Source organism: Polynucleobacter sp. JS-Mosq-20-D10, assembly GCF_018687755.1.
Taxonomy (GTDB): Bacteria; Pseudomonadota; Gammaproteobacteria; order Burkholderiales; family Burkholderiaceae; genus Polynucleobacter.
Window position 1 is genome coordinate 1,038,659 of record NZ_CP061305.1, and the last position, 12,647, is coordinate 1,051,305.

Genomic DNA, 12,647 nt, shown 5'->3' on the forward strand with positions numbered 1-12,647 from the left:
TAAAGGTCTGATCACATGAACCAGAATCATTTCCAGTCTGAGAATTTAGAGCCCAAAGGTTTGGGTTTAGTTCCAATGGTGATTGAAACCTCTGGTCGAGGTGAGAGAGCCTATGACATTTACTCCCGCTTACTCAGAGAACGCGTTGTTTTCTTGGTTGGTGAAGTAAATGATCAAACCGCCAACCTAGTAATTGCACAGCTACTATTCCTTGAGAGCGAGAACCCAGATAAAGAAATCTCTCTATACATCAACTCTCCTGGTGGTTCTGTATCAGCTGGCCTGGCAATTTACGACACGATGCAATTCATCAAACCACACGTGAGTACTTTGTGTATGGGGATGGCTGCCAGCATGGGTGCGTTCTTATTATGTGCCGGAGAGAAAGGCAAGCGCTACGCCTTGCCGAATTCACGCGTGATGATTCATCAGCCATTAGGCGGTGCACGCGGTCAAGCTTCAGACATTGAAATTCAGGCCCGTGAAATTCTTTATCTGCGTGAGCGCTTAAACAAGATTTTGTCTGATCGCACAGGTCAAACGATTGAAACAATTGCTAAAGATACTGATCGTGATAACTTTATGTCTGCAGACCAGGCTCAAGAGTATGGCTTGATCGATAAAGTTATCGATAAGCGCCCTTAATTCGAATTTCCTTTTAGATAGTTATTTTGAGCGATATCAATACCACTACTAGCGCAGACAAAGTTCTGTATTGCTCTTTTTGCGGCAAGAGTCAGCACGAAGTAAAAAAGCTGATTGCCGGCCCATCGGTATTTATTTGCGATGAATGTATTGATCTCTGCACAGACATTATTCAAGAAGAATTATCAAAGTTGCCTAAGATTGAGGGCGATGATTCTTTGCCAACACCCCATCAGATTCGTGAGAATTTGGATCAGTATGTGATTGGTCAAGATCATGCTAAAAAGACTTTAGCAGTAGCGGTTTATAACCACTACAAACGCTTACAGTATTTGCCAAAGCCCAAAAAAGAGAAGCTCGATAAAGACGGTAAGACTGTAGAGACTTCTGATAAAAAAGAGTCCAAGCTTCCTGCTAAAGCTATGGTTGACGGTGTCGAATTAGCTAAGAGCAATATCTTGCTGATTGGCCCAACGGGCTCTGGCAAAACACTATTAGCCCAGACCTTAGCGCGCATGTTGGATGTGCCGTTTGTGATGGCAGATGCAACCACCTTGACAGAAGCAGGTTATGTTGGTGAAGATGTAGAAAATATTATTCAAAAGTTGTTACAGGCTTGCGACTACAACGTAGAAAAAGCGCAGCGTGGCATTGTTTATATCGATGAGATTGATAAGATCTCCCGTAAATCAGATAATCCTTCTATCACTCGTGACGTATCGGGTGAGGGCGTTCAACAAGCGCTCTTAAAGCTAGTTGAGGGCACCATGGCTTCTGTGCCACCTCAAGGTGGACGAAAGCATCCAAACCAAGATTTCTTACAAGTTGATACTACCAATATCTTGTTTATCTGTGGCGGTGCATTTGATGGCCTTGAGAAGGTCATTCAGCAGCGTACTGCGAAGACCGGTATCGGATTTAATGCAACGGTTCCAGGCAAAGATGATCGCGGTATCAGCGACCTCTTAATCGAGGTGGAGCCCGAAGATCTCATTAAGTTCGGCCTCATTCCTGAGTTGATTGGTCGATTGCCGGTTGTGGCCACTTTGGCGCAATTAGATGAAGCGGCCTTGATCCAAATTTTGACTGAGCCTAAGAATGCCTTGGTTAAACAATACCAGGCACTATTAACGATGGAAGGCTCTGATCTTGAAGTTCGCCCAGCAGCTTTGTCAGCCATTGCCAAAAAAGCCATTGCCCGCAAAACTGGTGCGCGTGGCCTACGATCTATTCTTGAGGGATCCCTCATGGATGTCATGTATGACCTGCCATCTTTGAAGAATGTTCAAAAGGTTGTCATTGATGAAAGCGCCATTGCCGAGGGTGGTAAGCCCATTTTGGTCTACAAGCAAGGCGAGGAATCTACAGAATTGAGTAAAAAAGCCTAATTTTTGCTACTTTTTGCTGTTTTCAGTAGTTTTTTGCTCACTTTTTGCATATTTCCCCCTTGTTTTTCGCTAGGCGGCACACACATAGGTAGTATCCTGTTCTCTAATAATGTCTGTATCTAGTGGTGCGGCATTTTTAGAGATTTTTACGGAATGACTACCTTTGGAGGAATTGCCCCATGCCCGGCCACTTATTACTGCCCTCTGAACCAATACAACTGCCACTGCTCCCATTAAGGGATGTGGTGGTATTTCCTCATATGGTGATTCCACTGTTTGTGGGGCGCCCTAAATCCATTAAAGCACTTGAGGCTGCAATGGAAACTGGCAAGAATGTGCTTTTAGTAGCCCAAAAGACTGCTGCGAAAGATGAGCCTAGCGTGGACGACCTCTACGAGGTTGGCTGCATTGCCAATATTCTGCAGATGCTGAAATTACCTGATGGTACTGTCAAAGTATTGGTGGAAGGTGTTCAGCGCGCTGACGTCAGTCAAGCGGAAGATAGCCAAGGCTACTTCTCTTGCGAAGCTACTCCAACAGCAATGTCCTCATTAGACGCTCACGAGACAGAGGCATTGCGTCGCGCCATCATGGCCCAATTTGATCAGTATGTGAAGCTGAATAAAAAAGTGCCTCAAGAAATTCTCTCATCACTAGGCGGCATTGATGATCCAAGCCGTCTGGCGGATACCATTTGCGCACATCTGCCAGTCAAACTTGAGCAAAAGCAACGTTTGCTGGAGATGTCTGATGTAGTGCAGCGACTTGAAAGTCTTCTGGCTGATCTTGAGAGTGAGATCGATATCTTGCAAGTCGAGAAACGTATTCGTGGACGTGTGAAGCGTCAGATGGAAAAGAGTCAGCGCGAGTACTACTTAAATGAACAAGTCAAAGCCATTCAAAAAGAATTAGGCGAGGGCGAAGAGGGTGCTGATCTCGAGGAACTTGAGAAGCGTATTAAAGCTGCTCGCATGCCGAAGGAAGCGTTAAAGAAGGCTGAGTCTGAACTGAAGAAGTTGAAGCTGATGTCACCAATGTCTGCTGAAGCAACAGTGATTCGCAACTTCATTGATACCTTGGTGACGCTACCGTGGAAGAAGAAAACCAAGATCAATAATGATTTGACGAATGCTGAAAAAGTATTAGATGAAGATCATTACGGTCTTGATAAAGTTAAAGAGCGTATTTTGGAATACCTTGCGGTTCAGCAACGAGTTGATCGCGTCAAGGCCCCAATCCTCTGCTTAGTGGGTCCCCCTGGAGTTGGTAAAACTTCCCTAGGTCAATCGATTGCCCGTGCAACAAACCGTAAGTTTGTGCGTATGGCATTGGGTGGCGTACGTGACGAATCTGAAATTCGGGGGCATCGCCGTACCTATATTGGCTCTATGCCAGGCAAGATTCTATCTAGCTTGACCAAAGTTGGTGTGCGTAACCCTTTATTCCTCTTGGACGAAGTCGACAAGATGGGCATGGATTTCCGCGGAGATCCCGCAAGTGCCTTGCTAGAGGTGTTAGATCCAGAGCAAAATCACACGTTCCAAGATCACTATGTTGAAGTTGATTTTGATCTCTCTGATGTGATGTTTGTTGCTACATCGAACTCATTAAATATTCCCGGCCCACTATTAGATCGTTTAGAAATTATCCGTCTTGCTGGTTATACGGAAGATGAGAAGACTAGTATTGCTACCAATTACTTGATTCCCAAACAGATTAAAAATAATGGTCTCAAAAAAGGTGAGCTGAAGATCGAGGAATCTGCTGTGCGTAGCATGATTCGTTATTACACGCGCGAAGCTGGTGTACGCTCCTTAGAGAGAGAAGTTAGCAAAATTTGTCGCAAAGTGGTGAAGTTGCTTCTCCTGAAAAAAGAAGCCGCTCCAGTCACTGTAAATGCCGACAATTTAGAGAAGTTCTTATCTGTAAAGATGTATGACTTTGGTCTTGCTGCAAAAGAGAATCAAGTTGGCCAAGTAACTGGTCTGGCTTGGACTGAAGTTGGTGGCGATCTACTCACCATCGAAGCAGCAGTGATGCCTGGTAAGGGTGTCATTACCCGAACAGGCTCCATTGGCGATGTTATGAAGGAGTCTGTAGAGGCGGCAAAAACGGTGGTGCGCTCACGAGCAAGAGCGCTTGGTATTACTGACGAAGCATTTGAGAAGAAGGATATTCATATTCACTTCCCCGATGGTGCGACCCCGAAAGATGGCCCATCAGCTGGTATCGCAATCACAACTGCCTTGGTATCTGTGTTTACAGGTATTCCAATCCGCTCAGATGTGGCAATGACAGGTGAGATTACCTTGCGTGGTGAGGTGCTTCCGATTGGTGGTTTAAAAGAGAAGCTCTTGGCAGCGCATCGCGGTGGCATCAAGTTGGCATTGATTCCAGAGGAGAACATCAAAGACTTAATTGATATTCCTGATAACGTCAAGAATGCAATTGAAATCGTGCCGGTGCGATGGATTGATAAAGTTTTGGAGCTGGCTTTAGAGAGAAAACCAGTTGCTTTGTCTGATCCAACGCCAGAAGAGCTTGCCAAAAAAGCTGCTGAAGCTAGCAAGGCCAACGAAAAGATTTCTTCCGGAGAGGTCTTGAAGCATTGATGCAATTGGATGTTTGAGGGATTTTGAGTCAGATTGAGCGGTTTATTACAGCTTAATTTGTTTAAGAATCCCTCTTTTCTCCCCACACTAGGTTACAATCTCGTCTGTATTAATTTGGGGCGCTTAGCTCAGATGGTAGAGCGTCTGCCTTACACGCAGAATGTCGGCGGTTCGATCCCGTCAGCGCCCACCAGTTTCCCCCATTTGCATTTGTTTTCCCTCCAATAGGCTTTCTAGTTCTTTCTAGACCTTCCGCCTAGTACACTCGTATTATTTTCATTCTCGAGCGATTAATTCATGTTTGATTCAGTACGTAAACACCAAAGAGTTCTGCAGTTTGTATTGATGTTATTTATTGTTCCATCCTTTGCCTTTTTCGGGATCTCAAGCTACTCCGAATTTATGGATAAAGAAACTGACATTGTGAAGGTCAACGGCAAGCCTATTACCGCACAAGAGGTGGATACGGCTGCTAAGCGCCAGGCTGAGCGCGTCGGTGGAAATATGCAAATTGCTCAAAGCCTGCCGTTTCGTCAGGCGATCCTAAACGAGTTATTGCAACAGCGCATCCTTGGTTTTGCAGTCAGCGACCTCCGCTTGCAAGTAGGTAAGCAAGAGCTAGTTAATAGCCTGCAAAAGATTCCGCAGATTCGTGCTTTATATAAGCAAGACGGCACATTTGATGATGTGCGCTTTAAGCAGTTGCTCTCTAGCAACGGCATGAATGAAGAACAGTTTTATGATGGCCAAAGTTTTGATTTAAAAATTCAACAACTAGTAAATTCAGTTGCCCGAACAGAGTTGGCTAGCCCAAAATTATCAGGGATTGTTTCATCTTTATATGAAACTGAAAGACAGGTTCAGACTTTGCAGTTCAATGCTAAAGATTATTTAGCCAAAGTAAATCCAAGTGCACAAGAGTTGCAGGCTTTTTATGAGGCCAACGCTAAGATGTTTGAGCAGCCTGAATATATTGATGTTGAATACATTGTGTTGAAGGCTGATCCGAAAGAGGATTCTAAGGCTTTTAATGAAAAAGCAGATCAGTTTGCCAATATTACTTACGACCAGTCGGATAGCTTGAAGCCAGCCGCAGACAAGTTAAGGCTCAGCATTCAAACTCAGAAGGGTGTCACTCGTGGTGGTGCAGTTGGCGTGCCCAGAGATCATCCTTTAGCAAATGCCAAAGTAGTTCAGTCTCTATATGGCGATGAGGCTCTTAAAAATAAGCGCAACACCGAGGCTGTGCAAATAGCACCTGGCGTGTTTGTATCTGCTCGAGTAGTGACCTTACACCCAGCGCAAGTTCTGCCTTACAAAGAGGTTGCGGCAGAAGTAAAGCGTCAAGTGAGTCAACGTGCTGCGGAGAAACTGGCTGTTGCTGCTGCTAGCGAGAAATTAGTCGCCCTTGAAAAGGATCCAAAAAATGTTGCTGGCTTCAGTACTGGTGTCTGGATTTCACGTAACAAGCCAGGCAGCTTAGTGGGTTCGTCTATGGATGAAGTCATGTCCGTGAATGCAAGTACATTACCAGCCGTAGTTTCAGTGATCAATCCAGGTGTTGGTAGTACGATTTATCGCATTGATCAGGTTCGTCAACCGTCAGTGGTAGATGCCAAGGCTCATAAAGCCCAAGCACAACAGATTCAAGCATTAGCTGCACAGTCAGAGTTCGCAGGCTTTATGGGCTACTGGCGCAACAGCGCAGGCGTTAAGGTGATTAACCCACTAAAGCAAGCAGGCACTGGAAGTGCGGGAAGCTAAGCTAAGGTAGCTTTTTCAGCAAGTTACTGTATGGGGCCATTGAGCCCCATACGTTTTTAAAGATAATGCTTTGCGCCTCTACGTTGGGATGCAGTCGATCCGCTTGAAATAACTCTGGTTTAGTGGCAACGCCCTCCAAGAAGAACGGGAGCAACTCAACTCGCTCTTGATTTGCTATCTGAGGATAGAGTTGTTTAAATTGCTTGGTATAAGTTTGACCATAGTTTGAGGGGATCTGAATGCCGCAGAGTAAAACTTTGGCGCCTGATTTTTTGCTCATCTGAACCATCTGCCGTAGATTGGTCTCAGTTTGATTTACAGGTAAGCCTCGCAAAGCATCGTTAGCGCCTAACTCGATCAGGACAATTCCCGGCTTTTTCTGACTTAATAGGGCAGGCAGACGGGTTAATCCCCCAGAACTAGTCTCACCGCTAATGCTGGCATTAAACACGCCCCAAGGACTTTTATCTTTTCCAAGCTCCGCCTCAAGGAGCGTAACCCAGCCAGCGCCACGTGGAAGACCATATTCCGCTGAAAGACTATCGCCCAATACCAGAATTACCGGCTTTACTTGAGCCCAAGAACAAATACTCATTAAGAGGCAAAATAGACCCGTAATAAATTTATTGGCGATTAAAAGCTGAGTCTGCATTTTTCCATTCTTGAAAATTTTTCACATGAACACACAGTCTAATTCCATTGTTGCCGATCGGGTAAGCAAGCTGGTAAATACGGCTGATGGCAACCTGAGTATTTTGCACGACCTGAGCTTTCAGATCGAGCAAGGCGAAAGCGTGGCCATTGTAGGAGCGTCAGGCTCTGGAAAAAGTACTTTGCTTAGCCTTCTCGCTGGACTAGATCTGCCCAGTACAGGGCAAATTGACCTCATGGGGCAAAACCTCAACTTACTCGATGAGGATGGTAGGGCACGTTTACGAGGTCAGTTAGTTGGCTTTGTCTTTCAATCATTTCAGCTCTTGCCTCACCTCACTGCCCTGGAGAATGTGATGCTTCCTCTTGAGATTGCTGGGAAAGCTCAGGCTGAAGCTCGGCTGTCCGCCCTGGAGTGGCTAGAAAAGGTGGGCTTAACTCCTAGAATCAATCATTTTCCCAAAACCCTTTCTGGGGGCGAGCAGCAGCGTGTGGCACTAGCACGGGCCTTTATTAATCAGCCAGCCATCCTGTTTGCTGATGAGCCCACTGGAAGTCTAGATGAGGCCAGCGGAAATAGGGTGATTGAGCTCCTTTTTGAGCTAAATCAGGAGAATTCCTCGACACTAGTTTTGGTGACCCATGATCCAGCCTTGGCTGCTCGGTGTGGACGCCAATTGAGCCTGCTTGGCGGAAGATTGGCTTAATCAAAACCTTATAATCTTGGCATGTCATCATTCTGTTGCTTGCCCGGGGCAAATGCCCTTTCTGCCTTCCGCCAACAGCGACTTTTAGCTTCGCTCGCAGCCCAAGGAATTCAACTTGAGTCTATTGAAGCTCAATACCTTCATTTCATTTGGTCTGAGTTTGAACTTAATGCCAAAGATAGAGAGGTTCTCGAAAGTCTACTGACTTACGGCCAGCCCTTTGCATCCCAAATGAAGGATGGTGGCTTCATATTTAGCAAGACCTCTGATAAACAATCTGCGATTTCGATTCCTCGTTTCGGCACAGTTTCTCCATGGGCCAGTAAAGCCACGGATATTGCTCGACAGTGTGGTCTTCAAATTTTACGCATTGAACGCGGTGTTCGATACGCATGGCAAAGTAAAAAATCACTCAATGCAGAACAAGAGCAACTGATATTGGCCGCTCTTCATGATCGGATGACTGAAGCTGTTATTGGCGATGTTAATGAAGCAGGTGCTTTGTATCAATCTCTTCCCGACAAACCTTTTGTACGCATCCCCGTACTTACTGAGGGTAGAGCGGCATTAGATAAGGCTAATCAAGAACTAGGTCTTGCACTCTCCGAAGATGAGGTGCTTTATTTGGTTGAGAACTTTATACGCTTAAAGCGTAATCCGGGTGATGTTGAATTAATTATGTTTGCTCAGGCGAATAGTGAACATTGCCGCCACAAGATATTTAATTCCAGCTGGACAATTGATGGTGATGATCAGGAAAAATCCTTATTTGCGATGATTCGTAACACACATCAACTTCAGCCTGAAGGTACTATCGTTGCCTACTCTGATAACTCAGCGGTGATGGTGGGGGCTGAATCGGAAACTTGGTTAGCTAAAGGTCAAGATCGTCGTTACGAAAAAGACATTCGACTAGTGCACACCTTAATGAAGGTGGAGACGCATAATCATCCTACAGCAATTGCACCATTCCAAGGTGCATCTACTGGTGCTGGTGGTGAGATTCGAGACGAGGGTGCAACAGGTGTCGGCGGACGCCCTAAGGCGGGCCTCACTGGGTTCACTGTATCCAACCTTAATATCCCGGGCACTGATTTACCATGGGAAACTGAGAAATACGGCAAGCCTGAGCGCATCGCTACACCACTTCAAATCATGATTGATGGCCCATTGGGTGGTGCCGCATTTAACAATGAATTCGGTCGCCCTATTTTGGGTGGTTATTTCCGCGTATTCGAACAAACCTTAGAGGGTGTTCGTCGTGGTTATCACAAGCCCATCATGATTGCGGGTGGTATTGGCAGCATTGACTCCATACACACGGCCAAGAAACAAATTAAAGCAGGTCACTTGTTTATTCAATTAGGCGGTCCTGGTATGCGTATTGGTATGGGTGGCGCAACAGGTAGTTCTGTTGCAACCGGCACTAACACTGCGGATTTAGATTTTGATTCAGTCCAACGCGGTAACCCAGAAATGGAACGTCGAGCGCAAGAGGTGATTAACTCTTGCATTGCCATGGGAACAAACAACCCGATTGTTTCGATTCATGATGTTGGTGCTGGTGGTGTATCCAATGCATTCCCAGAGCTTGCTGATGGCGCTGGTTTGGGTGCGCAATTTCAATTGCGTAAAGTACCGCTAGAAGAAAGCGGTATGAGCCCTGCAGAAATATGGTGCAATGAATCTCAAGAGCGCTATGTTTTGGCTATTGAAGCTAAAGACTTAGAGATCTTCAAGTCGCTATGTGAGCGGGAGCGTTGCCCATTCGCCGTAGTCGGTGAAGCCACAACAGAGCGTCAACTTCAGTTAAGCGATAACAAGGAAGTTGCTGGTAGTGATGCTGCCATGCCAATTGATATGCCAATGGAGGTATTACTTGGGAAGCCTCCACGTATGCATCGTGATGTGGAGCGTGTTGCTCAAGAATTTGAAGAATTAGACGTTACTGATGCTGATCTAGCAGGATGCATTGCTTGGGTTCTGCAACAGCCTACTGTTGCCAGCAAGTCATTCTTAATCACTATCGGTGACCGTACCGTCGGCGGTCTCAATGCGCGCGACCCATTTGTAGGTCCATGGCAAGTTCCCGTTGCCGACTGCGCCGTTACCTTGATGGATTACAAAGGCTATCGCGGTGAAGCAATGTCGATGGGTGAGCGCACACCATTAGCCGTGATCGATGCTCCAGCTGCCGCCAAAATGGCTGTAGGTGAAGCCATTACCAATTTATTGGCTGCAGATATTCGTCGCTTAGAGGATGTTAAGCTCTCTGCTAACTGGATGGCCGCTTGCGGCTCACCAGGTGAAGATGCAAAGCTATATGACTCCGTTAAAGCGATTGGTATGGATTTATGTCCAGCTTTGGGAATTTCTATTCCAGTCGGCAAAGACTCCTTATCCATGGCAACAGCATGGCAAGAGGGTGATCAAGCTAAAAAAGTAGTTTCTCCAGTTTCACTAATCATCTCTGCTTTTGCAGCAGTTCAGGACGTTCGCAAAACAACAACGCCATTGCTAAAACTTCAAGATGAGTCTGGCGTAGCCCTGGAAACTGAATTAATTTTGATTGATTTGGGCCGCGGTAAAAATCGTATGGCGGGAAGTATTCTGGCTCAAGTGCTCAACCAATCTGGTAAATCAGCTCCTAATGTAGATGACCCAGCAGATCTCAAAGCTCTAGCTGCCGCGATCATCGAATTGCGTCAAGGTAAGCAATTACTGGCGTATCACGATCGCTCTGATGGTGGTTTATTTGCCTGTATCGCAGAGATGGCTTTCGCATCCCATACCGGCATCTCCATGAATGTTGACATGATTGCGGTAGATGTTGGGCAAGAGGCTGATTGGGGTGATGCTAAGAACTGGGCAGAGCAAGTTTCTGGGCTTCGTCATGAGCAGACCATGCGCGCATTATTTAACGAAGAGCTTGGCGCAGTGATTCAGATTCGTAAAGCAGATCGTGATGCAGTATTTGCCGTTCTGCGTAAGTTGAATCTCAGTGCATACAGTCATGTAATTGCACAGCCGAATAATAACGGTCGAATTGAAATTTGGCGTGATGCTAAGAATATTTTTGCAGAGCCCCGTGAAGTGCTTCACAAGATGTGGGCTAACACCAGCTATCAGATTGCACGCTTACGCGATAACCCAGAGTGTGCTGATAGCGAGTTTTCTCTACTTGAACATGTTGCTGATGCAGGAATGTCTCCCAAGTTGACCTTTGATATTACGGATGATGTTGCGGCGCCATTCATTAATCAGAATGCTCGACCTAAAGTTGCTATCTTGCGCGAGCAGGGCGTCAACTCCCATGTAGAAATGGCTTACGCCATGAACTGGGCAGGTTTTGATAGCTATGACGTACACATGTCAGATTTGCTATCTAGCAAATCCAAGTTAGATGATTTCCGAGGCATGATTGCCTGTGGCGGATTCAGTTACGGAGATGTATTGGGTGCAGGTGAAGGCTGGGCGAAGACGATTCTATTTAATAGTCAATTGCGCGATCAGTTCTCTACATTCTTTAGTCGTCAAAATAGCTTTGCGCTAGGTGTTTGTAATGGTTGTCAAATGATGAGCAATCTAGCTGGAATTATTCCAGGTGCAGAATCTTGGCCTAAATTTACGCGTAATCAGTCTGAACAATATGAAGCGCGCTTGGTCATGGCTGAGGTGATTTCCTCACCTTCGATCTTTACGCAAGGCATGACAGGTAGTCAGTTGCCGATTGCTATTGCGCATGGTGAAGGCTTTGCCAACTTTAGCCAGCAGGGTAGCTTAGAGGCTTTGCAAAAACAAGGATTGGCGGCGCTACGATTTGTAGATCACCAAGGTAGCCCAACTGAAACCTACCCAATGAACCCGAATGGTTCACCCGGTGGCCTGACAGGAGTTACTACTCCGGATGGTCGATTTACCGTAATGATGCCGCATCCTGAACGGGTGTTTAGGACTGTGCAGATGAGTTGGGCGCCGAATGAATGGTTGAATGCGCCCGATGGAGCAAGCCCTTGGATGCGCTTGTTCCGCAATGCGAGAGTTTGGGCTAAATAAATCAATGTCAGATATGTCCATGGCTATGGAGCCAGTAACGTTTTCCGAGAGTGGTGGCATCCGTTACTTGCATTTTGGTAGTGAGTTAATTCAAGGTGCTATGCGTATTCGCGATCCGGATGAGATTTATCTGGAATACAACCAGCAGATGATGGCTTGGCTACTATTTCTAGAGACTAAACCGGGTATGCGTGTTGCTCAACTTGGCCTTGGCACTGGCGCTCTCACCAAGTTTGCGCACCGTTATTGTCCTGCAGTAAAAGCCACTGTAGTTGAGCTCAATCCCGCTGTGATTGTTTCTGCTAGAAGTATGTTTTTCACGCCGGCCGATGATCGGCGTTTAGAGACGCTTCAAACTGATGCAAAAGCCTTTGTGATGAACTCCAAATATCGCAATCACTTTGATGCAGTCCAAGTTGACCTCTACGATGCGATTTGTGACGGCCCATCTGTGAGCTCCTTAGATTTTTATCAGGGCTGTTTCGATATCCTAAGGTCGCCTGGCATATTAACGGTGAACTTGTTCTCTCGCCATAAGAGTTTTGATATTAATCTCAATAACATCTGCGAAGCGTTTGATAACCGAGTTCTGCTATTTCCGGAATCGCATGATTGCAATGTTGTAGCAATTGCTTTTAAAGGTCCAAAGCTTGATGTTGAGTGGAAAGAGGTTTCTAAGCGCGCAAAACTCATTATGGAAAAAACGGGTTTACCGACCAATACTTGGGTGTCTGGATTAAATCGTGAAAATGCACATCAAGAAAATAAACTATCCATTTGACGAGAATTAAATAAGAAAAAGGCGATCAGTTGATCGCCTTTTT

Annotated in this window: 8 protein-coding genes and 1 tRNA gene; 8 read left to right on the forward strand and 1 reads right to left on the reverse strand. The window is 45.9% G+C overall.

The genetic code is table 11. From position 1 onward, the window contains the following. Positions 1–15 precede the first annotated feature (15 nt). The 5 genes from clpP to FD967_RS05385 all read left to right on the forward strand — a co-directional run bounded on the left by clpP (position 16) and on the right by FD967_RS05385 (position 6,409). A complete protein-coding gene (clpP, locus tag FD967_RS05365) occupies positions 16–645 on the forward strand; it encodes an ATP-dependent Clp endopeptidase proteolytic subunit ClpP (protein ID WP_215306976.1) in 630 nt (209 codons plus the stop codon). Between the two features lie 35 nt (positions 646–680). After that, positions 681–2,033, forward strand: coding sequence for an ATP-dependent Clp protease ATP-binding subunit ClpX (gene clpX / locus FD967_RS05370; RefSeq protein ID WP_371819319.1), 1,353 nt, complete (start codon positions 681–683; stop codon positions 2,031–2,033). A gap of 179 nt (positions 2,034–2,212) precedes the next feature. Then, positions 2,213–4,645 carry an endopeptidase La gene (gene lon, locus FD967_RS05375; RefSeq protein ID WP_215327098.1) on the forward strand — a complete coding sequence of 811 codons (2,433 nt, stop codon included), beginning with the start codon at positions 2,213–2,215 and terminating at the stop codon, positions 4,643–4,645. Between the two features lie 117 nt (positions 4,646–4,762). Then, positions 4,763–4,838 (forward strand) — tRNA-Val (locus FD967_RS05380). 104 nt (positions 4,839–4,942) lie between these two features. Further along, the gene (locus FD967_RS05385; RefSeq protein ID WP_215327099.1) at positions 4,943–6,409 is read left to right on the forward strand and encodes a peptidylprolyl isomerase; all 1,467 of its coding nucleotides are present in this window, start codon (positions 4,943–4,945) and stop codon (positions 6,407–6,409) included. 1 nt (position 6,410) lies between these two features. Here the strand turns inward: FD967_RS05385 and FD967_RS05390 are convergent, their stop codons facing one another. Beyond that, positions 6,411–7,061 (reverse strand): arylesterase, encoded by a 651-nt coding sequence (locus FD967_RS05390; RefSeq protein ID WP_215324911.1) that lies wholly within the window; start codon positions 7,059–7,061, stop codon positions 6,411–6,413. Positions 7,062–7,086: 25 nt separating this feature from the next. Between FD967_RS05390 and FD967_RS05395 the strand changes: the two genes are divergently transcribed. From FD967_RS05395 to FD967_RS05405, 3 genes are read left to right on the forward strand one after another with little or no spacing between them, the layout of a single operon-like run. Further along, the gene (locus tag FD967_RS05395) at positions 7,087–7,767 is read left to right on the forward strand and encodes an ABC transporter ATP-binding protein (protein WP_215324912.1); all 681 of its coding nucleotides are present in this window, start codon (positions 7,087–7,089) and stop codon (positions 7,765–7,767) included. Between the two features lie 21 nt (positions 7,768–7,788). Further along, positions 7,789–11,823 (forward strand): phosphoribosylformylglycinamidine synthase, encoded by a 4,035-nt coding sequence (gene purL / locus FD967_RS05400; RefSeq protein ID WP_215324913.1) that lies wholly within the window; start codon positions 7,789–7,791, stop codon positions 11,821–11,823. A gap of 4 nt (positions 11,824–11,827) precedes the next feature. Then, a complete protein-coding gene (locus FD967_RS05405; protein ID WP_251368975.1) occupies positions 11,828–12,604 on the forward strand; it encodes a spermidine synthase in 777 nt (258 codons plus the stop codon). Positions 12,605–12,647: the final 43 nt, after the last annotated feature.

Excerpts from the sequence above, each read along its gene's own strand:
- FD967_RS05405 (WP_251368975.1), top strand. The coding sequence starts at position 11,828 with ATGTCAGATATGTCCATGGCTATGGAGCCAGTAACGTTTTCCGAGAGT.
- purL (WP_215324913.1), top strand. The coding sequence starts at position 7,789 with ATGTCATCATTCTGTTGCTTGCCCGGGGCAAATGCCCTTTCTGCCTTC.
- lon (WP_215327098.1), top strand. The coding sequence starts at position 2,213 with ATGCCCGGCCACTTATTACTGCCCTCTGAACCAATACAACTGCCACTG.
- FD967_RS05390 (WP_215324911.1), bottom strand. The coding sequence starts at position 7,061 with ATGCAGACTCAGCTTTTAATCGCCAATAAATTTATTACGGGTCTATTT.
- FD967_RS05385 (WP_215327099.1), top strand. The coding sequence starts at position 4,943 with ATGTTTGATTCAGTACGTAAACACCAAAGAGTTCTGCAGTTTGTATTG.
- FD967_RS05395 (WP_215324912.1), top strand. The coding sequence starts at position 7,087 with ATGAACACACAGTCTAATTCCATTGTTGCCGATCGGGTAAGCAAGCTG.
- clpP (WP_215306976.1), top strand. The coding sequence starts at position 16 with ATGAACCAGAATCATTTCCAGTCTGAGAATTTAGAGCCCAAAGGTTTG.